Origin of the sequence: Salidesulfovibrio brasiliensis JCM 12178, assembly GCF_001311825.1 — a bacterium.
Lineage (GTDB): Bacteria > Desulfobacterota > Desulfovibrionia > Desulfovibrionales > Desulfovibrionaceae > Pseudodesulfovibrio > Pseudodesulfovibrio brasiliensis.
This window is the reverse complement of the sequence record NZ_BBCB01000062.1, coordinates 1-20,062: the sequence shown is the minus strand read 5'-3', so window position 1 is coordinate 20,062 and position 20,062 is coordinate 1. Positions and strand designations below refer to the sequence as shown.

Here is a 20,062-nt window from a genome sequence, read left to right as displayed (position 1 = left end):
GAACCGCACCACTCCCCGCCACTTTTTGCCTTCCTTGTAGGGCATTGGGTATCTCCTTATCCGGAAGGCCGCTTATTGCCTGAAGATTACCAAAGGCTGTGGGCACTGGTCAATTTGACCTTTCGCCGACGGGAAGTGCTGCGCTCCCCGCAGACTTCCTGCTCAGGAGCATCAACGCTTCCCTGCCGCATGTAAGCCTCAACGGCTTCACGGTGAAAGCGTATCCCGCGCTTCCCCACAATGAACGCGCCAATACGCTGCTTCATGTCAGCTCGGCGCACCAAGCTTTCAGAGCAGTTCAGCATCTTTGCCACGTCTTTTACCCTCAGCACATCGGACACCAGAAAACGACCATCCTGTTTTTGGTTAACCGACCTGCCTACAACGTGCGCAAAAGAAAATTCTAGGTTCAGGGGTAGGTTTTTTGAATATTTATATTCAATCAAATTGATTACTTATGAAGTCGGCCGAAAGTAGTCGTTTCGAAAGACGTTTTTTTCCTCGTTCAGACCTTTTTCCTGACTGGTTAGGAAAAAACACTGAAAAGCCCCCTTGCGTTTTCTTTTTCCCGGGCTTTTTAGTTGGCTTCTTGCAAAACCCCCTTGTCATTTGTTTCCAGCAGTGGCGCTCGCGTACGGCTTTGCCGGAAGCGAGCGCCGCTGCTGCGGATCAAATGACGCTGGGGGGCGCGACCGAAACCGCGCGCGCAGGGGATGAAGAGATTTGCATTTCGGCTTTTTTCGTACGCCGAAGGCGGCGCCAAAAAGCCGAAATGTAAATCTAGAAGGGGGGCGCAAGACGCCCCCCTTTGTTTGGTTTGCTCATGACGCAGAAAAAGCCCCAGAAAGGGGCTTCTCTTGAAAATATGAATGCCTGACGCAACTATGCTCTAAGCAAGGGTCTTGTCATGAAGGTCCGTCGTCCCTGCGGGACGCCTGACAATGCAATGAAGTAGGTACTTGGCTCGTAGCCAAAACGCCAGCAGGACAAGAAAGATCAGCTTTCAATTCCCGGAAACAAGGCGGTGATACCGTCTCACTCCGGGTGGGCCAAGTGGTCCGAAGCGGACCGCCCGTGGCAGAAGCTGCCACACAACTCAAATTACGGGATAAATGAATGCCCTGTTCCCAGAGAAAGAAGAATCTTTCATGAATGTCCAGTTAATAGGGAATGTCACAACGTAAGCGCATAAGTCTTACGTCTGCGGCAGGTGCAGAAAAGTGACCATCGGGGACGTTGGCAATGGCTGGCGCTATGGTCCAGCCGTTCATCGGGTAATGGGGTTGTGTTGAACCGGCGTTGGTTTCGGAAAGGATGCCGTTTGTTTCGGAAAAACGGCGGTAAGGGTTGATGCCGTTGGCTTCGTACGTCGTCATCAGTTCGGATTTCATCACGAACTTATGACGACAAGATGGTTATAGTGCCTCCTTTGTATCAGGTTTTATGAATTTCCATACCACGTCATTTCCAGCGAATTCCAGTCGCGGATCCGATTTTTGGAAGATTTCTTATTGCCGCCCGTTATCAGCTAGTAGAATGGTAGGGCCATCGGTTGTAAGGCCACCCCTGTCCCTATCAACGTTAGGAGAAGGTGGCGGGGATGGCATTAAAAGATGACAACTGTGTAACGAAAATGTCGCCTTTATGAATGATAGGACCGAGTTGCATTTTCATAAATCAGATCAGTCCAGCTTGACGATTCAGTAGATACCAGAATCAAGAATTCGGACACCTTAATGCGTGCTTCATAGACACTACGCAAATCAGGATCGTACCCTATTGATATACTCATTTTTATGTGCAACAAGATAGCATTTCCGACTGTATTCATGCTACTCTTTCAATCTTAAAAAAGCCGGTTATCGATTATGACAGACAACCCTGCCTTGTATCGTTTGTATTCCCGGATCGTTGTTCTTTTTTTTGCAATATTGCTGCTTCCCAGCGTCGCTCACGCCTATTTCAGCCCGGATCTGGAGAAGTTCTCTGCCGCTGAAATCAACGAGATGTTGCAGAGCAAACGCGCCAAGTCCAAAAGCGACATCAAGCGGCTCATGGAGTTCAAATATGTTGTGCCGGGTGGTGACGCGCCATCGGGGCTCAAGCTTGTCACTTTGGATGAGTGGCATCCCATGTGGTACAGAAGAAAAAGCGGAGGCGTATCCGGCAACACTGCCAGCGTTAGTGATTTCAACAGCGTTTCCTACTGGGATGTCGAGACCAAGCAGCTCAAGGAAGTTATCGTTCTTGAGGACGAAAAGTATTCCATCGTCGGCAGCAATCCGACTTCTCCCTGGCTGGTCATAGCCAAGCATGATGGTCAAGAAACCGAGTTTCGGGCCAAAGTGGAATTTGCTTCATACGATGCCCGCACACTGGACAAAAAAGCTGAATTCCAAAACGACATGATACTTCAATGTTATAACAAGGGTCTATTCCGTGCTCACACGGCATCATGGAGTCAAATGGATTATGCTATGAGCGAAGAGGGGAAATGCTTTGCTGCAACAGCCGGAACCGGTCAGTTTTCTACCTGGTTGGTGGAAACCGGGCGCATCATGACCAGTGCAAAGCAAGAGCACAAGAAAACGGAGTTTCCCTATACCAGCATTTCTCCTGACGGAAAGCGGTTTTTCACCAAGGTAGGTTCCGAAGTGACAGCGGTTTTTGATTTCGAAACAGGGAAGCTTCTTTCCAAACCGTCAGTGAACGTCGTAGGGACGCCCTCCTTTTCACGAGACGACAAATATCTGTTGCTGGGCAAACATATCATGACGGCCGACGGGAAAAAGAAGATTTGCAAGTTGGAACTTCCATTCAACTCTTTTTTACCGGGAACGGACCTCGTCATCACTTGGTGGAATACATTTGCTCAATACTCCATCATCGACAAAGACGGTTCTATTGAGGTCGCAAAGCAGTTTTTCAAAGGAATAGCTAGCAATGGGCTGGCTGCCAGCGTTTCATCAGATGGGAAATACTATTTTCTCACATCCTGCGACAGCGAAGAACAACGCGGACCATACACTCACACCATAGTTAAAGCAGCCCCTCCGACAAGGGATGCCATAAGGTTTGTCGAACAAGGAGAGCGGGCGATTGAACTATATACGGCCGGGCTGAAAAAGCAGGGCATCGACAAGATGCGCGGGCTTATCAAGGCCAATCCGCAACTCATCTGGTCGATGGACTACGACAAGAAGCTCGTGGCCAAGGGGATGCCTCCCATCCTTGCTGCAGAAATGCTCATCCCGGTCATTCGCGAAACCATTGCCGACAAGTCCAACAAGAAAAAAGGATTGGCCTACAAGTACAGTGCGTTTTCCCTTTGGGCACTAGCCGCCCGACAGCCTGTGGCCGCTACGCAGGCGTATAATGCCATTGTTCAGGATCTCAATAAAAAGGCTTACTCCTTGACTCCATGGGGCGCGACAAAGGTCATTTTGCTTCACGCCTTGTCACTCAAAATGATGGGCAAGGATAATGCGGCCTATGACTATTTGATTGCCAAAGGGGGCCAGATGGACACGTTCGGCAAGCAGTCCATCAAATATATGTCGTATTACCCGAACATATTCCGCCCATTGCTCAAAGACAGAAAGAAACTCGCGGTTATTCTGGATGTGGATGAAAAGAAGCTTCCCAAGTCAGGAAAATCCCTGTCAAAGCGAGATTATCTGACGCTTGACGGCAAAGAACTCATTGGAAAGGCCCCGGATATGAAGAATCAAACGGTCTACTCAGATGATGATTCCGGGAAGCCCGCAGGCAAATCCAAAACGAAAAGCAAATCCGTTGTGCTGGATTAGGAGGATCTTGTCATGATCAAGAGAATTATCCTGCTCGGTTTCTGCCTCATTGCGTTGGCCGGGTGCAAAGCTTCCATGGGCAGAGTAGTCCCGTCGGCATGGGAAGAGGATGCCATCGGAGAGTCCGGAGAAGTCGTCACCGCGACCCCGGGGCAGGTCATTACGATGGTCTTCACTGGTGAGCGCTCAAAAGTCTTGCGCGTTCATAATTCTGTTCACGGAGAAGACGCTTTTGCCACTGTTGAGTATCCTGCCGCCGCCTACGGAGGCTGTTCAAACTGTCTCGAAGAGGATTCCCAATACTACTATTTCCATCACCCGGAGAATGGCGGACGCCTCAAGGTGGTCGGCGGGAATACCATGTGGTCACGAGCTGGCTATCGGGCCAGCAAAACCAACCCGTCCGATGTCGTGCCGTTCCGATATGTGGAGTTTGGTGATCCGGTCATGAAAGCGACCCCTGCTCCGGATTTTGATTACGGTTACGCGGTGAACCTCAAGGGGGAATACCACTACAAAGAGATCACCTTTGTTTCCTGTGAAGACGATATCTTGACCCTTCGCCGGGCCGAAGAGCAAGGCCCTTCAGAAGAGCTTGGGAGTAAAGAGCAGCAAATGACCCTGCAATTTGATCTGCTTGAATCCAAGAAGATCGAAATGGAAGGGGCGCGCTTCACCGTCGTTGAAGCTGCTCCTGACCGGCTTGTGGTGAAAGTTGTCAAGGCTGTTACCTTTTAACGAAGAGTCAATCATGCGCTATCTGGTCTCGGTGTTTATCTGCCTCCTTCTAGCCTTCCCCGCCCATGCCGCTCAGCAGATGAAAAAAGTTGATGCACCCACAGCGGATGCGTTGCTGAAGCGGAGTGAAAGCCTCTCTCTTGAACTGAAGGAACTCCTCAAGGCTATTGTTTCCCTGCGTTCTGCAGAGCTCAAAAAGATGCACGATGAAGTTCTCAAGGATGTGGAGGCATGGGAGAACGATGAGCTTGAACTGGACGGCAAGGGGCTTAAGAACCTGCTGACCGAAGCATATCGAGTGGCCGAGGCCCGCAACCTGCCGGTCACTGAATTGCAGGCCTTGTTCGAGCAGGCAAAGAAAATGATTCTGCGCGCTGACTATGCCTCGCTATGCGGTGGCGGCGAGGACATGGAAAGCACGCTGACCAACATGGCCAAAAGTGCGGAAGAGGCCGTAACTGGCGAATCTGCCGATCATTTCTTTTTGGTTTCAGACCGGGTGGAAGGCCGCATGCAATGCGAACAGAAACACCGTCTGGAATCATTCAAGGGGGCATACCGGCACTTCATCCGTGCCTTGCTTGCACCTACGCCGAGCGAGGCCATGACGCAGATGCGTGAGTTCGCCGGTCTTATCCAGCACCTCAATCAGGCGGAATCCAATGCCCTTGTCGCCGATGCCGATCGGCTGACCAACGAACTGGGCAAAACTGACATGATCATCAAGATGGTTCCGGGCGTGGGCGATGCTTTTGATGCATGGGACCTGTACGAGCAGACAAACATCGCAGGCGAAAAGCTCACCTTGCTGGACAACGCCTTTACCGTGGTGGGGCTATTTTATCCCAAGGCATTCGGCATGGCCATCGGTTACGCGGCCAAGGGATCGGTATGGGCTGGCAAACAGCTACTTAAAACGAGCGGGAAAAGTGCCGTGCTCGCGGGCAAGGGGCTGAGCAAAACCATTGCGTTTTTCTGGAAACTTGCCACGGCCAATTCCGATACCATCGCCAAAATGGGCAAGGCCACGGGCAAGAATGTGAAGGCCCTCCAGCAACAGGCCGTTGCGGGACTCACGTGGCTTAAAGGGAGATATCCCAAGCTGGCGGACGAAGGCGCGCAACTGGCTCAGGCGTCCGCACAATCCGTTCGAAGCTATGCCGACATGGTCCGCAACAGAGTGGGCGGCGACACCGTTGTCACCAGCAGCACCGACGATATCGTTCAGGCCTCGGGCCGCCCTGCGGAATGGGTGGACGGGTTCAGCAGGGCTTCCCAGGATTCCGGATCGGTGATCTTCACCCGCAGCTTCAACGGCGAAGCCAGCCCGCTTTATGCCAAGGGCATGGCCGAGCCGAAACCGATTTTCGTCAAGTCCAAAAGCTCGCGGGAGCCGCTGTTGATGGGGACTATTCCCAAGGAAGGCAGATTGAGTAAAGCCGGAGACAGCATTGCCCTTGAAAGACTGACGGATTCTGTCCGCAATGAATTGATCAAACGTGGGCAGGACCCGTCGGGCGCGAGCAAAATAGCATCCAAGCGGTTAAAAAAGCTCATCAAACAGGCGGATGCCACCGCGTCGAAATGCATTCGAGACGGCTATTGCAAGTCGGTCGAATTCAGAAATCCGAATGGGAACCTCGTGGTCAAGGCAAAGGGCGCAAAGGGTGAAGCCACGCTGTACGAACAATTGCCGGACGGCCGTTTGCGCGATGCGAACGGGAATTTCGCCGATCCGGCTTCCTTCACGAAAATCAAGCCGGTCAAAGTGCTGGCCGATCCACACACAGGGCGTTATTTCGGGCCGGATGAAGACATCCTCGCCATGGGCCACCAATCCGGCTCCAGTGGGACAAAGCATAGTGATGCCATAGCCGGAACCTACAATTCCAAGAACAAGGCCGTTATGCACCTGACCAATGTGTATATCCGCCTCAAGACCAAACTGCTGGGCCACAAGCCCTACAGTACATCCACACACGGCGCGGCCCAGTTCTTTGATATGGAGTTGGAGTCAAACGGCTTCATGGCCTACTTTCCGGACGGAACCAAAATGCTCATTGGCAGCAAGGCGGATCTGCATGCCGTCTTCAATATGGCGAGAGAAGAAGGCTTTCAGGGACTGGAGTGGAATCCATCATGGTAGCTCTTAAAAAGACGCTTGTTTTTCTGGCCCTGCTGTTGATTTTCAGTCCTGCATACGCGCAGGATTTGGAGCATATTGCCATCCAAATCGAAGACATCGGCAAGCTGAACAGCGAGTATCAAGCTGCGTTCAAGAAGCTGGAGAATATCGGTTACGGCGGTCCCACCCTGCGTAAAGACCTCGGCGATCTTGCAGACAGGGTTGCCGGACGCATCAAGGACCTTGAGGAACTCCGCAAGCAACTCGAAGGCATCAAGGGCAGCACGCAAGGCGAGGTCAAAGTCGCGGTAAAAGCGACTAGGGAAACCTATGACGGGCCGCCGCTCAAGGGTAAGGCCGAAGTGGGTGAGATCGTGGCACTTCAGGCCGAGTTGAGCATCCCCGGTGATCCCGCGGTGCCTCCTTCCAGTTATCTCACATGGCAACTTCTGGATGGCGCCAGAAAGCAGGTGGGCGAGTATTACAAACAGATTGAAGTGTATGAAGTGGGCCAGACCGCGAGCAAAGTACGGTTTCTGCTTCAGGATATTCCGCCGGGCGAATACTACGCCACTCTTACTCATCAGTTTTCTCAGACACCGGACACATTGAGTCAGGGGACTGTTCGTTTTGCCGTGGACCGCCCCATCTACATTGTGGATGCCTGGGTTACGAATAAGAAAGACGGCCAACCGCTCAGCGGCAAGCTGGGCTACGGTGAGCCTGCCATTTTCTACGTCACATTCAAGCTGGAAGAAGGCGTGGACGCAGTCAACATTACCCTGCGCGCAAAAGATGCCGACAGCGGCAAGGATATCACCCTTCAGGTGGTGGACTATGAACGCAAACCGGAGAAAGAGGTACAGCGGGTCGGCATCATGGTTCAGCCCCATGCCTTGGAGTCTGTCGGTGGCGTGGAATTTTCCGCGGAGTTGCGTGAAACTCGCGGGGAGACCTTCGGCCCGAGCATCACGGCGGATGCGCTAGCCTCCATATACAAACCCACCGGCAATGTCAGGCTTTCCCTTCCTGGAGAAATGGTCAGCGGCAAGATGTACCGGCTGAGCATCGGTGTACCTGCAGATTTCAAAGCTCCGTACAAAGTGAATGTAGAAGCACCGGGAATGCGTTTCAAGCAGACTTCCAATCCGCTCAAAGGTTCCATCAGAGGTTTCGCATCAGGAACCTCCTCTCATCGCGACCTAGCCGTTACCGTTACCGATGCACGCGGCTTCAAGGCCGAGGGAAGTGCGTCCACCACGGTCATCCCCAAAGAAGTTGCCGAGGCAAAGAATGCGCCGCCTAAGGTGGTGCCAAGTTCCGGGGGCTCCAGTGGCGGTGGGTCAACGTCCTTTGCTCCTCCTGCAAACACTGGTAGCGACACAGCCGAGTTGGGGCGGAAACGTATTCATGCCGCTATTCGTTATTTCGAGAGGCTGTGCCCATCATGCAAACTCGGCATTTGCTCCGAAGCGTCAAGCCAAGCCATTAGCGTGCTGAGCAATCTGGATTTCAGGGTAGTCGGCAACTGGAGCGAGTCACAGTTCAAGGCGGAAATGCGAGAGCTCATGTTGAGCTTCGGCAAGGTTTTTATACAAAAAACACAGACAGCCATTGCAGATGGCACGTTCAAATATGACAAATACTGTGGCGAGCGAACCATCAATACCATTGTCGGCGAGGGCATGATCCCACCCGATACTGGGAGGGGGCTTATCGCGTCGGTGAGCGGTGGCTCAGGTAGTTCGGGTGGCGGCTCCAGCCCCACTCCGCCAACTCCCAGTTGGTCTTCAAGCTCCGGCGGAAGCAGCGGCAGTGCAAGCAAAGGGTACATTTGTGTCGAGTATTCAGGAACAGGCGCAAACGGCAAAAGCCAGCGCCGAAGGGCATTCCATCCGAATGACTCTCAAGGACAGAACATGGCTAAGAATGGACGAATAGTCGGGACATATCCCAGCCGTTCCGAGGCCAAACGCGCCTGTGAGAGTTGGTCCTCTGCAAGAGGCGTTGGTTGCGGACAATGGGCTCAATAATCAAAGGACAATAATATGAAAAAACTTGCGATCACCTTGACATTGTTGGGAATACTCCTTGCTTCCCTCTCCGGTTGCAAAACCATGGGCAAAAACGTCCATCCGACCTTCCAGACCAAACACATCGGCACAGAAGATACGTTGGAACCAACCGCCCCCGGTGAGTCTGTGCTTTTTATTTCCCAAGGGGTGTACTCCAAAGAACTACACCTGAAAAATTTCTGTGAAGGGGATGGAACCGGCAATTCGCTGGATTTTCCTCCCGGCCGCTATGGAAACTGCGCTAATTGCGTGGAAGAGGATGAGAATAATTGGTATTTCTATTATCCGGAATTACAGAGCCTTGGCGGATTGGGATGGGGAGCACAAGTCCGCGCCGGTTTCCGCATCAATAAGAAGGACTACACCGACTATCAGGCCCTGACACCTTCTGATGTTGGCTATGCAGGTTTTGATCTGACCCCGGCTCCGAAGTACGAAGTGGTAGACATGCTGACCTATGAGGCGCCGTATCACTACAAGTACATCGAATTCGAGTCGTTCGAAGACGATATTTTGACCCTTAAATATGGTGAAGAAGAAGGACCGACAAAAGGCCTCGGCACAGAAGAAGAAACCCTGACCCTTCAGTTTGATCTGCTCGAATCGAAGACGCTGAAAATTAAAGAGGCCGAGCTTGAAGTTGTTGAAGCAGGCCCCGACAAGTTGGTGGTTAAAATCATCAAAGGGTTGGTTCTCTAGCCATGAAAAGCACCATCATTCGACTTTGGACTGCCCTTGTGCTGCTGTTCCTCCTTGCAGGTGCTGCCCAAGCCATCATGCCGCCAGAGGTCTATGCAACGCGCTCTCGAGAATCAAAAATCAAGGCCATAGCCACAATCGTCAGCGTGGACTTAGACCAATCAACGGGCGAAAACATCGTCACCTTTCAGACTGAGTTCTCTCTGCACAAGGATACTCCCGTAGAGTTTACCGGCTTTTGTCTATCCGCTGTAACGGAAAAACAGAAGAATATGGTTGGCGGTACGATATACTTTTATCCGCAAGAGCAGGAAAGGGTGTTTGTTACCGTTAGCAAGGACGGAGGCATGATAACGTCAATGACTCTGATGACCCCGGAATTGGAAAAAGCAATCATAAATACACCGGAAAAGTTGCAATATGGCATTTCCCGAGTCAGAATCGTTGATTGACGCCTACTGAGTAATTGGCTGCGTCTTTCCTGAGGTATGTAAGCCAAATGTAAAGAGCACGGTTTCTGTCAAGCCGAGGGACGATGCTAAATAAAATGACCGGAGAACACACGGTTCACAAGCAAAACCCAAGAAAGAAGTCCCTGCCACCGTTGAAAATGCCGACAGGAACTGGCGTTCATACAATCCAGTGATCCTTGGGCAAAATGTAGCTTACTTCGATTGACTTAAGGGTCACGGCCCCAAATATGTGTGGCCCTTTTGTGGGACAAAACCCAGCAGCACCATGCGTAACCACTTGAAATCAGGTACGCCATGCACGCTATGCACGCAGTGCTCAATCACAGCGAAAGCGGGTAAAGGTCACGTTATTTAGGGGTGTTATTGTGGGTTTTGGGCTGTGATGCCATGAACCCCTTTTCGTGTCTTGCCCGTGTCCCCACCCCTGTCAAACGTAACTTTCCTGCGAACAGTGCTGTTCACAAGCAGCTGAAATCATGTAAATAAGCGACCTTCCGGTTTTCGTTTTCTTGCCTTTCACGCCGATAACAGGGGTTCAAATCCCCTTGGGGACGCCAGAATAACCAAAGCCCTCATGCTTCTGCATGAGGGCTTTTTTCTTATCCAGCGCCCGACGGTGCAAGTTGTTACTTCAGATTTTGCCGACGAATCTTGGAGCTGACATCAAAGCACCACGCCGTTGATTACATCACGCAAATCTCTGTCAGGATTTGCGCAAAAACCGCCACTCTTCTTTACTCACGAACGGTCATGCGATAAAAACAACAATGTCGGCATGTTCATTCAGATTCGGGAAAACCTGAACCCGGTTCAAACGCATAAGGAGATCGCAATGAAATGGTTCATCAAGGTCGTTAAAAACTTCGCCGTATTCAAAGGCCGGGCCAGCCGCAGGGAATACTGGATGTTCATCCTCTTTTTCATCCTCTTCTCGCTTGTTCTGGCGTTCATTGATGGCCTGATCGGTACGTTCGATCCCGTGAGCGGATTCGGCCTGCTTTCCGGCCTGTTCGCGCTACTCATGCTTCTGCCGAACATCGCCGTGACCGTCCGCCGTTTGCACGATACCGGCAGGAGCGGCTTGTGGGCGCTCGCGTTTGTTATCCCAATCCTGAACCTCGTGCTGTTCATCTTTATGCTGCTGCCCAGCTCCTACGGTGACAACAAGTACGGTCCCGACCCGCACGAATCATACGCCTAGGCGAATCTCCATAATGGATTGCATGAAAGCGGCCGGACATCAGTGCGGCCGCTTTTCTATTCTCATGGCGTTGACTTGGGATGCGACGGACGGTTAGCTTCTCCGATCGTCCATAAACCCGACACGCTCAAGAGCAGCCCATGACCACCCGCATCATCATCGCCGCCACCCGGAAGAACCGCATCGCGCCGTCGCTGGCCATAGCCGCCATCATCGCGACCTTCACCCTGACACTCACGAACTTCGGCCCGGACCCTGCGCCAGCCTATCCGGTGCTACTCGGATACTGCTGGCTGGTCTTCTCCCCGCTGCTCATCGACACCGGCCACCGCACCCTGACGTGGTTCCTCGGCTACCTGCGCCCAATAGTCGGCGACGAAGGCACTGACGACATGACCCGCAGGACCTTCAAACTCTTCTTTCATTCAAAGCACCTGATCTTTTCCGTGGCCCTTGCTCCGGTCTTCGGATTCTTCGCCTTCAAATACGCGGCGCAGGCTGGCTACAGCGACAGCATGACCGCACTGATCACCACGAGCTTTTCGCTCGCGGGGTTTATGGCTGGCATCGGCTTCTGGGGTATCGTCGTCATGGGCTGGGTCATCGCCGACCTGTGCAGGCGGCCACTCCACCTTGATCCCTTCAGCGCGGACGGCTACGGCGGGCTGCTCTACGTCGGCAGATTTCTGGTCGTTGGCGCGGCCCTGTTCTTTTCGGGGTCGCTGTTCATCCCCTTTGCCAACGTCATATTCGACATGTTCGCCGCTGACCGACAGGTCCTGCTGGCATACGCCTGCGTGGCATTCTACATCCTCTTCGGCCTGAGCATCTACATGGCTCCATACTGCGTGTTCACGACAAAATCCTCGACGAAAAGGTCCGCATCGATGACGAATCCCAGCTCGTGCTGGACAAGCTCCGCGACGACTGCGTTCAGGCCGAAAACGACGACCTGACGACCATCCTGAAACCCTATGTCTACTACAAGGTGCATCACGAACGCATTGCCGGGATGCGGACATTCCCGTATGACACCAAATCGCTCATAGAGATCACCGCGACGGTGATGATACCGCTGCTGATCTTCATTCTGGAACGACTGACCAGGTAGACTCATGACATACGATCACGACATCGCCGTTATCGGCGGCGGCCCCGCAGGCAGCCTTGCGGCTCGCACTCTGGCCAGAAAGGGACTCTCCACCCTGCTCATCGAACGCGCAGCCATGCCCCGACGCAAGGTCTGCGGCGGCGCGCTCTCGGAACACGCAATGGGCTACCTCGACTTTCCGGTTCCCGACTCGCTGATCGACTGGCAGTGTCACGGCGCGCGAGTTCATTACAACAACCGCACCCTGACCGCGCGCCTGCCCGAGCGCATCGCCGTGCTGACCACCCGCTCCCGCTTCGACCACTTTCTCGTCACCAAGGCCGAGGAAGCCGGGGCCGAGACGGTTCACGATGAAGTGAAGAGCATCGAGCAAACCGAATCGGGCGTGACCATCGGCCTGAAAAGCGGCCGCAACGTCACGGCGCGACGCTGCATCATCGCGGCCGGAGCTAACAGCCGGTTCATCAAGGCCGTTCGCCGCCGGGACACCGCCGACGAGGAAGGCATCTGCATCGAGGCGGAAGTGCCGGTCATGACCCCGGACCCGTTCGCGGACCTTGAAGGACTCATCGACATTTACTTCGGCGGCGCGGCCTACGGGTACGGCTGGGTGTTCCACCACGGCGACTACTACTCCATAGGCGTGGGCGGCGTGCGCTCCAAATTCGCCGATCCCATGCGGGCCATGCGCGGCTTCTGCGCCGAAATCGGCCTTACAGGCTGGGAAGAGAGCGCCAGAGCCCATCCCATTCCTCGCGGCGGCATCGACCGGACCATCAGCGCAGGCAACCTGTTTCTGGCGGGCGACTCAGCAGGCTTCGTGGACCCGTTTTACGGCGAAGGTCTCGCCTATGCCATTCGCTCGGGCCAGCTCGCTGCCGAAGCCGCCGCCCTTTCGCTCGACCCTGCAGCCGACGCCCACACGCACTACCGCGAGTCCACCGAGGCCGAGTTCGCCGAAAACCTCAAGTACTCGCTCATCTTCTCCAAGCTCATGTACTCCATGCCGAAACTGTTCCTCACGACCATGACGGCGAGTGAGTCCGCGCTGCGACAATACCTTTACGTGCCGCTCAATGCGCTGAGCTATCGGGAATACCTGTTCTGGCTGCTGCCCAGAGCCCCGTTCATCGCCGCAAAGGCATTGCTCTCACGCTAAAGCTGCCCCTGTCTCATCACTCGGCGTAGCACCGCCATTTTTGTTTCATATATTGAGATATTATTATTCGCCGAACAATCTTCGGCGCTAGCTTCCCGATTTCCCGGAGAATTTTCTTCGGCGACCTTTTCAAAACACCCTCCATACCCCTGAAAATACGTGGGATAAAAAACCAACCTGCACATGGTTGACAAGCTCATTTTAATATGTCTTCTTTAGGCTGCGAGAGGCGGTTAAACCGCCGCATTTTTTGCGTGGCCACTGCGTCACAAATCCACGTCAAGAATGTAACATCACAAGTTGCAACAGAATCACACCGTATGTAGTGACGACCCACTACATGGTCTAGAGTAGTAGCAAGAGACTATTTAATTCACAATGCAACAGCGATGTCACTACACTGCATCATAATCTTACATGGATTGCATTGACCACGCTGACCACAACCAAGGAGGAGAAATGTCCGAGTCACCTGAGTTATGGAAGTCGACCTACACGGCATGCACCCCGGATCAGCTGAACTGCGCCTACGCCAAATGGGCACGCGACTACGACAGGGACACCGTCGGCCAGATGGGCTACGTGGGTCCCGAAGTGGCAAGCAGCCTTTTGGACAACTATCTCGATTCCAAGGACTCGCGCATTCTGGACGCGGGCTGCGGAACCGGTCTTGTGGGCGAAGTGCTGACCGAGCTTGGCTACCAGCAGATCGAAGCCTTCGACTACTCAGAAGACATGCTCAACGTTGCTGAAGAAAAAGACGTATACGATCGCGTGTTCAAGGCTGACATGAACCGGCTGAAAAACATCGAGGACAACAGCTACGACGCCTCCATCTGCGTCGGCACCTTCACTTACGCACACGTCGGCCCCGTGGGGTTCAACGAGCTCGTGCGCATCACCAAACCCGGCGGCTATGTCTGCTTCACCGTTCGCGACGGTGCCTATCAGGAATACGACTACCGCCAGCACATGCTCCGGCTTGAAGCCCAGAGCGCGTGGGAGCTGCAGACCATGGCCCACGAACCGTACCTGACCAACGAGAACGTTGTCGCCAAATACTGCACCTACAAGGTTCTGGAGGCGTAAACTCATGAAAATTTCGAAACAGGAAGTTCTCGACAAGGTCTACACGGCCGACAACCACAAGGACCTGATGGATGCCTACAAGCTGTGGGCCAAGGACTACGACGGCGACACCGTGGACAAGTTCGGCTACGTCGCGCCCATGGTCTCGGCCCAAACCCTCAACAAGTTCATGCCCGAAACCGAGGTGCGCATTCTGGACGCGGGTTGCGGCACCGGCCTCGTCGGCCAGATTCTGCAGGACATGGGCTACAAAAAGATGGACGCGTTGGACTACTCCAAGGAGATGCTCGACATCGCCGAGGAAAAGGGCGTGTACGACGCCTGCTTCCATGCAGACCTCAGCAAGCCGCTCGAAATGAAGGACAACGCCTACGACGCGGTCATCTGCGTGGGCACCTTCACATACGGACACGTCGGCCCGCAGGCCTTTGACGAACTCATCCGCATCACCAAGCCCGGTGGCCACATCTGCTTCACCATTCGCGACGGCGCATTCGAGGACTACGATTTCCGCGAACACATGATCGACCTCGAACAGAAAGAGCGCTGGGAGCTGCTGGAGATGTCCGACCAGCCCTACCTCGCCAAGGAAGACGTCAATTGCAAGCTCTGCACCTACGCCGTCTCCTGATCTTCTGTCACATAATGAGAAAAGCCCCCGGAACCGTTCTCGATTCCGGGGGCTTTATCGTGCTCGTTCAACAAGCGTCACTCGCTCTTCTGACGGGGGACGAACGGTAAAGGGCAGTCCTCGTTGCGGCGTTCGATGAGCTGCACCAGAAGCGCGGTCTGACGGCTGTCAAAGGCCGGATCATCGTAAAACTGCCGAGCGGCCTCTTCCACGTCACGTCCTTCACGGTGCGGACGCTCGCCGATAGCCGCGCAAAACGCGTCGGCAAGGCCGCAGATGCGGGCATAAAACCCCACCTGATCGCCCTTGAGTCTGCCAGGATACCCGGAGCCGTTGATGCGCTCGTGGTGGCCAAGGACGCATTCCTCCACCACGGGATCCTTCACCTGCAGGCGCGAAAGCATGTTCATGCCGGTGTCGGGATGCTTCTTCATGGTCTGCCGGTCGGAGTGCATGAGCACGCTCGGCTTGTCCTTGATGAAGTCCGGCACCCGCAGCATGCCGATGTCGTGCACGGCCAGCCCGAGGGCGAGGCTGTTCAACTCCAGCCGCTCAAGGTCGCGCCCGGCATACATGACGCGCAGGCCGAGGCCGATGAAGACACAGTTAACGGTGTGTGTTTCCAAAGAGTATTCGCGGTCCAGCGTACGGGCCAGAAAACCGATGCGGCACGGGTTGGTCCAGAGGTACTCCGAGAGAATGCCGAGATCGCCACGCAGGGCCTCTATGTTGTCCCGCGTGGGCTGCTCGTGAAATCCCCGCAGCCGCTCTGTGAGTGCTCGGTAGAATATTTCCGCCACGTCCCGGTCGTCGAGGTCGTCCTCGGTGAGCACCAGCCCGAGATGCTTGCTGAGATGCTCGGCATAGACCCGGTAGTCGTCACGTTTGAGGTACAGGTTCCCTTCAAGGCAGGTCGCCACAGCATCCTGCTGCTTTTCGGGCTTCATGCGTCTTTCCGCCTCGTGAAAAAGCTCCACGCGACCCAAGGCTTCATCCCAGATATAAAGGCGCACCGGCGATGATACTTCGGGAAGGTGTTCATCAGGTTCCGGCTGATCTGGAGATACCGTTCGCTCAATACTTCTTCCGTCTCCGCCATGACAACTGTCTCCGGGAAAGGTTGAGTGCTGCACCGAGCATACGATGTTTCGCGTTTTTTTCAAAGACGGTTGCCCCGCTTTCTCCAGTCACAAAAAAACGGCCCGCCGAAACGGTCACATCAGCCCCGACTTGCCGCCGCAGGAAGCATAAGGTAGAAACCATAGAGTACTGAAAACTGACCGGAGTAGAAATGATAGAATCGAACACCCCGCTGCTCCGCGCTCTGCGTGAGCGACGGAGCATTCGCAAATTTACCGACGAGCCCGTGAGACGTGAGGAAATCCTGACCATTCTGGAGGCCGGACGCTGGGCCCCCAGCGGACTCAACAACCAGCCGTGGCGCTTTCTGGTGATTACGGCGGACGATCCGCGCCGGGAGAAACTGGCCGAGTGCACCAAGTACGCCCACGTGGTGCGACAAAGCGCGGCGCTCATCTGCGTGACGCTCCAGAAGGACGCCATGTACAGCGCCATGAAGGACCATCAGGCGCGGGCGCGTGCATCCAGAACATGCTGCTGGCCGCCCACGACCTCGGCCTCGGCGCGGTCTGGCTGGGCCAGATCATCAACGACCAGGAAGCCGCCCTCTCGGCGGCGGACATCCCGTCCGACGAGCAGGAGCTGCAGGCGGTCATCGCCCTCGGCCGCCCGGCGCAGGACGGCTCGTCCTCAAGAAAAGACCTTTCCGACCTCATGCTGGAGGAATTCTGATGACCGTAAAGACCATCCCCCTCGGCCCGCTCGAAACCAACTGCTACGTGCTTTCCCACAACGGCAAGGCCGTAGTCGTTGACCCGGGCGGCGACCCCGGACCGCTTCTGGAATATCTCGAACAGGAGGGCCTGACCGTCGGCGCCATCCTCAACACACACCTGCACTTCGACCACACGCTGGGTAACAAGGCCCTCAGCGACGCGGTGGGCGTGAGCATCCGCGCCTCCGAAAGAGACCGCCCTCTTCTGGAGACCGAACTGGGGCGCGGCGGCATGATGGGCCTGCCCGATGTGGACGAATACGAGTTTACGGCGCTGGAACCGGGCGAAACCGAATTCTGCGGCATGTCATGTTCCGTATTCGCCACTCCCGGCCACTCGGACGGCAGCCTGACCTTCTACTTCCCCGACGCCGGATGCGCCTTCGTGGGCGACCTGATTTTCTACCGCTCCATCGGGCGCACGGACTTTCCCGGCGGCTCGCTGGAAGTGCTGAAGCAGTCCGTCAAGGACCACATCTTCACCCTGCCCGCGGACACCATCCTGTATCCCGGCCACGGCCCGGAGACTTCCGTGAGCGACGAGCAGAACCACAACCCCTTCTTCACCGGGCTCTAGGAGCCGCAATGAGCGAGGAAATCACCTACGCCGACATTCGCGGCAAGTGTTGAGGACTGACCATGGAGATAGGTTGGTATCTCCGTTTCGCCAAGACCGACGTGGTCGAGATGAAGGCTGACCCCGGCGCGGTGCCCCAGCTCTTTTTCGCGCTGGACATCCACCGCGACTGGGACATGGACACCCGCGACGAGGAGGACTACGTGGTGGCGGTCTACAAACGCAAGGAACCCGTTTGGTCCAAGAGAAAGGAGGCCGAGGCATGAGCTTTGCCGCGGTGTTCGCATGCAGCCATCGCAAGGGCGGAAACACCGACCTTGCGGCGGAACTGCTGGCGCAGGCGTCCGCGAGGCGGGCGGCCGGGCCGGGATATTCCATGTCCGCGACCATCGCATTGAGCACTGCCTTGCCTGCGGAGCCTGCGAAAAAGCCCACGGCAAGCCCGCTCACAAGCGGTGCGTGCTGACACCGAAGGACGACTCTTTCTCCCTCTTCGAGCCGCTGCTGACCGCGCGCACGGTGCTTTTCGCCTCGCCCATCTACTTCTACGCCCTGCCCTCGCGCCTGAAGACGCTTATCGACCGCTCCCAGCAGTTCTGGGCCGCCCGCGCAGAAGGCGCGCCGTGGCTGACCTCGCTGCCGGACCGCTGGGCGACAGTGGCCCTGACCGCCGGTCGCCCCACCGGGGAGAGGCTCTTCGAGAGCGCGGAGCTGACGCTCAGGTATTTTCTGAGGGACTACGGCATCAACATCGGCCGCAACCTGCATTTCCGGGGCAAGGACGGCCCCAATGATCTTCGCGAAGACTACGAAGCCCATGACAGGCTGCTGGACGCCGGACGCCGGGCCTGGGAAGAAGCTTTGTGACATGGCGCTGCTTTCCGCTCTGAACCGCCTCGGCCTGACGGGCGGACGCTGCGCCCTGTGCGCCAATCAGGTTGCGCAGTCGACGCTCTGCCCCGAATGCCTGCACGATCTTCGGCCCCGCACCGGCGGTTTCTGCCCCGAGTGCGGCTCCCTGACAGCGAACGAAGATGAGCCCCCCACCACCTGCGCCATGTGCCGTATCAAGCCGCCCCGGTGGACCCGGCTGCATTTTCACGGCGCATACGAGGGTAGGCTGCGGGACATGATCCTGCGCTTCAAGTTCGCACGCGGCATCGAGCTGACAAGGCTTTTCGCGGACATGCTCACAAAGGCCTACGAACAATCCGGCGGGCTCGCGACGTAGTGGTGCCGGTGCCCCTGCACGGGTCGCGCCTGCGCTGGCGCGGTTTCAACCAGAGTCTGATGCTGGCCGGGGATGTCGGAAAAAGACTCGGGCTGCCGGTGGCTCGGGAAGGACTTGCCCGCACGCGCCGTACCCGGCCCCAGACCGAGCTGGCCCCGAGGGACCGCCGCGAGAACATCCGGGGAGCCTTCTCTATGGATAATGGGCTGAAAGGCAAACGGGTCCTGCTCGTGGACGACGTGCTGACCACCGGGGCCACGCTGGACGAGTGTTCAAGAACCCTGCGGCGATACGGCGCTACGGGCGTGGAGGTAATGGTGGTGGCTGTCGCGCACCCGGATGGGCGGGATCGCAAAAAATGAAAAAAAAGGGCCTTCGGGTCTTGACGAAACTGCGATTTTGGGGATAGCTTGCCGATCTCTGACCAGATGGAGGTACAAAAAATGTTTGCTATTATCGAGACCGGCGGAAAACAATACCGCGTAGAAGAAGGTCTTGAACTCAATGTAGATCTGCTGAAGGTCGAAGCTGGCGATAAGCTCAGCCTCGACAAGGTTCTTCTGGTGGAAAAGGACGGCGACACCAAGGTCGGCGCTCCTTACGTCGAAGGCGCTTCCGTGGAATGCGAAATTCTTGGCCACATCCGTGGCAAGAAGGTCGTCGTCTTCCACAAGCTGCCCAAGAAAGACGCCCGCAAGACGCAGGGCCACCGCCAGGACTATACTCAAATCAAAGTCAAGTCCATCAAGGCCTAAGCGCCTTTAGGAGGATATCATGGCTCATAAGAAAGCTGGTGGTAGTTCCAGAAACGGTCGCGACAGCATAGGCCAAAGACGTGGCGTCAAGCGCTTCGGCGGTCAGGAAGTTGCAGCAGGCAACATCCTCGTTCGTCAGCTCGGCACTCGCGTCCACCCGGGCGACGGCGTCGGCATGGGCAAGGATTACACCCTGTTCGCACTGGTCGACGGTGTTGTGAAGTACGAAAAGTACATCCGCAAGAGAGTCACCAAGACCCGCGTCCACGTGATTCCCGCCGAGGCCTAGGCTCAGCGCCTCGACTCAGGATTTCTCTTCGGATGGAAGGCGCTTTCCCAAGCGTCTTCCATCCGTTTTGTCGTTGGTGAAACGGGAGTTCCCGTGCGCCCCGACACAACCCGACCCCGACTCACGAGGAAACACCCATGCGGTTTGTTGATGAAGCGACGATCACGGTCATCTCCGGCAAGGGCGGCAACGGCTGCGCCTCGCTGCGGCGAGAGGCCAACCGGCCCAAGGGCGGCCCGGACGGC

At 55.6% G+C, this 20,062-nt stretch carries 24 protein-coding genes and 2 pseudogenes; 23 read left to right on the top strand and 3 right to left on the bottom strand.

Translation table 11 applies throughout. The annotated features are described in order from the left end of the window. Window positions 1-86: 86 nt before the first annotated feature. The gene (locus tag JCM12178_RS12995) at window positions 87-446 is read right to left on the bottom strand and encodes a helix-turn-helix domain-containing protein (RefSeq protein ID WP_157054917.1); all 360 of its coding nucleotides are present in this window, start codon (window positions 444-446) and stop codon (window positions 87-89) included. A gap of 11 nt (window positions 447-457) precedes the next feature. On the opposite strand from JCM12178_RS12995, the gene JCM12178_RS18405 reads away from it, so the two are divergent. Continuing rightward, the gene (locus tag JCM12178_RS18405) at window positions 458-778 is read left to right on the top strand and encodes a hypothetical protein (protein ID WP_157054916.1); all 321 of its coding nucleotides are present in this window, start codon (window positions 458-460) and stop codon (window positions 776-778) included. Window positions 779-1,160: 382 nt separating this feature from the next. Here JCM12178_RS18405 and JCM12178_RS12990 read toward each other — a convergent pair whose 3' ends face one another. Further along, complete coding sequence (locus JCM12178_RS12990) at window positions 1,161-1,391, bottom strand: hypothetical protein (RefSeq protein ID WP_054651932.1); 231 nt, start codon at window positions 1,389-1,391, stop codon at window positions 1,161-1,163. 477 nt (window positions 1,392-1,868) lie between these two features. Between JCM12178_RS12990 and JCM12178_RS12985 the strand changes: the two genes are divergently transcribed. From JCM12178_RS12985 to JCM12178_RS12930, 12 genes are all read left to right on the top strand, one after another. Then, entirely contained in the window at window positions 1,869-3,809 is a 1,941-nt protein-coding gene (locus JCM12178_RS12985) for a WD40 repeat domain-containing protein (protein ID WP_157054915.1), read from the top strand. A 12-nt stretch (window positions 3,810-3,821) separates the two neighbouring features. After that, the gene (locus JCM12178_RS12980) at window positions 3,822-4,547 is read left to right on the top strand and encodes a hypothetical protein (protein WP_054651930.1); all 726 of its coding nucleotides are present in this window, start codon (window positions 3,822-3,824) and stop codon (window positions 4,545-4,547) included. Between the two features lie 13 nt (window positions 4,548-4,560). After that, complete coding sequence (locus tag JCM12178_RS12975; protein WP_054651929.1) at window positions 4,561-6,693, top strand: anthrax toxin-like adenylyl cyclase domain-containing protein; 2,133 nt, start codon at window positions 4,561-4,563, stop codon at window positions 6,691-6,693. Next, the gene (locus JCM12178_RS12970; protein WP_054651928.1) at window positions 6,687-8,705 is read left to right on the top strand and encodes a hypothetical protein; all 2,019 of its coding nucleotides are present in this window, start codon (window positions 6,687-6,689) and stop codon (window positions 8,703-8,705) included. The genes JCM12178_RS12975 and JCM12178_RS12970 overlap by 7 nt, the downstream gene beginning before the upstream one ends. 15 nt (window positions 8,706-8,720) lie before the next feature. Continuing rightward, complete coding sequence (locus tag JCM12178_RS12965) at window positions 8,721-9,446, top strand: hypothetical protein (protein WP_054651927.1); 726 nt, start codon at window positions 8,721-8,723, stop codon at window positions 9,444-9,446. A 2-nt stretch (window positions 9,447-9,448) separates the two neighbouring features. Further along, window positions 9,449-9,898, top strand: a complete 450-nt coding sequence (locus JCM12178_RS12960) for a hypothetical protein (RefSeq protein WP_054651926.1) — start codon at window positions 9,449-9,451, stop codon at window positions 9,896-9,898. Window positions 9,899-10,751: 853 nt separating this feature from the next. Continuing rightward, entirely contained in the window at window positions 10,752-11,120 is a 369-nt protein-coding gene (locus JCM12178_RS12955; RefSeq protein ID WP_054651925.1) for a DUF805 domain-containing protein, read from the top strand. Window positions 11,121-11,260: 140 nt separating this feature from the next. Beyond that, on the top strand, window positions 11,261-12,076 hold the full coding sequence (locus tag JCM12178_RS12950) for a hypothetical protein (RefSeq protein WP_054651924.1): 816 nt from the start codon (window positions 11,261-11,263) through the stop codon (window positions 12,074-12,076). Then, complete coding sequence (locus JCM12178_RS12945) at window positions 12,025-12,231, top strand: hypothetical protein (RefSeq protein ID WP_054651923.1); 207 nt, start codon at window positions 12,025-12,027, stop codon at window positions 12,229-12,231. The genes JCM12178_RS12950 and JCM12178_RS12945 overlap by 52 nt, the downstream gene beginning before the upstream one ends. A 4-nt stretch (window positions 12,232-12,235) precedes the next feature. Then, entirely contained in the window at window positions 12,236-13,390 is a 1,155-nt protein-coding gene (locus JCM12178_RS12940; RefSeq protein WP_054651922.1) for a geranylgeranyl reductase family protein, read from the top strand. 459 nt (window positions 13,391-13,849) lie between these two features. Continuing rightward, on the top strand, window positions 13,850-14,479 hold the full coding sequence (locus tag JCM12178_RS12935) for a class I SAM-dependent DNA methyltransferase (protein ID WP_054651921.1): 630 nt from the start codon (window positions 13,850-13,852) through the stop codon (window positions 14,477-14,479). 4 nt (window positions 14,480-14,483) lie between these two features. Continuing rightward, on the top strand, window positions 14,484-15,110 hold the full coding sequence (locus JCM12178_RS12930) for a class I SAM-dependent DNA methyltransferase (protein WP_054651920.1): 627 nt from the start codon (window positions 14,484-14,486) through the stop codon (window positions 15,108-15,110). Window positions 15,111-15,187: 77 nt separating this feature from the next. On the opposite strand, the gene JCM12178_RS12925 is transcribed toward JCM12178_RS12930, so the two are convergent. Continuing rightward, window positions 15,188-16,057 carry an HD-GYP domain-containing protein gene (locus tag JCM12178_RS12925; RefSeq protein ID WP_054651919.1) on the bottom strand — a complete coding sequence of 290 codons (870 nt, stop codon included), beginning with the start codon at window positions 16,055-16,057 and terminating at the stop codon, window positions 15,188-15,190. A 344-nt stretch (window positions 16,058-16,401) separates the two neighbouring features. Here JCM12178_RS12925 and JCM12178_RS12920 point away from each other — a divergent pair. The 10 genes and pseudogenes from JCM12178_RS12920 to JCM12178_RS17910 all read left to right on the top strand — a co-directional run. Then, window positions 16,402-16,922, top strand: a pseudogene (locus JCM12178_RS12920) (nitroreductase family protein). Beyond that, window positions 16,922-17,542, top strand: coding sequence for an MBL fold metallo-hydrolase (locus tag JCM12178_RS12915; RefSeq protein ID WP_054651918.1), 621 nt, complete (start codon window positions 16,922-16,924; stop codon window positions 17,540-17,542). Before JCM12178_RS12920 ends, JCM12178_RS12915 begins: the two are co-directional and overlap by 1 nt. 62 nt (window positions 17,543-17,604) lie before the next feature. Next, window positions 17,605-17,808 carry a hypothetical protein gene (locus JCM12178_RS12910; protein ID WP_054651917.1) on the top strand — a complete coding sequence of 68 codons (204 nt, stop codon included), beginning with the start codon at window positions 17,605-17,607 and terminating at the stop codon, window positions 17,806-17,808. Beyond that, a complete protein-coding gene (locus JCM12178_RS19860) occupies window positions 17,805-18,008 on the top strand; it encodes a hypothetical protein (RefSeq protein WP_245628765.1) in 204 nt (67 codons plus the stop codon). The genes JCM12178_RS12910 and JCM12178_RS19860 overlap by 4 nt, the downstream gene beginning before the upstream one ends. Continuing rightward, window positions 17,912-18,409 (top strand): flavodoxin family protein, encoded by a 498-nt coding sequence (locus tag JCM12178_RS12905; protein WP_245628764.1) that lies wholly within the window; start codon window positions 17,912-17,914, stop codon window positions 18,407-18,409. The genes JCM12178_RS19860 and JCM12178_RS12905 overlap by 97 nt, the downstream gene beginning before the upstream one ends. 1 nt (window position 18,410) lies before the next feature. Further along, a complete protein-coding gene (locus tag JCM12178_RS12900) occupies window positions 18,411-18,773 on the top strand; it encodes a hypothetical protein (protein ID WP_054651916.1) in 363 nt (120 codons plus the stop codon). Next, complete coding sequence (locus JCM12178_RS12895) at window positions 18,773-19,135, top strand: ComF family protein (protein ID WP_054651915.1); 363 nt, start codon at window positions 18,773-18,775, stop codon at window positions 19,133-19,135. Before JCM12178_RS12900 ends, JCM12178_RS12895 begins: the two co-directional genes overlap by 1 nt. Before the next feature lie 81 nt (window positions 19,136-19,216). Beyond that, complete coding sequence (gene rplU, locus JCM12178_RS12890; protein WP_054651914.1) at window positions 19,217-19,528, top strand: 50S ribosomal protein L21; 312 nt, start codon at window positions 19,217-19,219, stop codon at window positions 19,526-19,528. 19 nt (window positions 19,529-19,547) lie between these two features. Beyond that, complete coding sequence (rpmA, locus tag JCM12178_RS12885; RefSeq protein WP_054651913.1) at window positions 19,548-19,817, top strand: 50S ribosomal protein L27; 270 nt, start codon at window positions 19,548-19,550, stop codon at window positions 19,815-19,817. A gap of 137 nt (window positions 19,818-19,954) precedes the next feature. Further along, a pseudogene (locus JCM12178_RS17910) lies at window positions 19,955-20,062 on the top strand (GTPase ObgE); the annotation flags it as partial.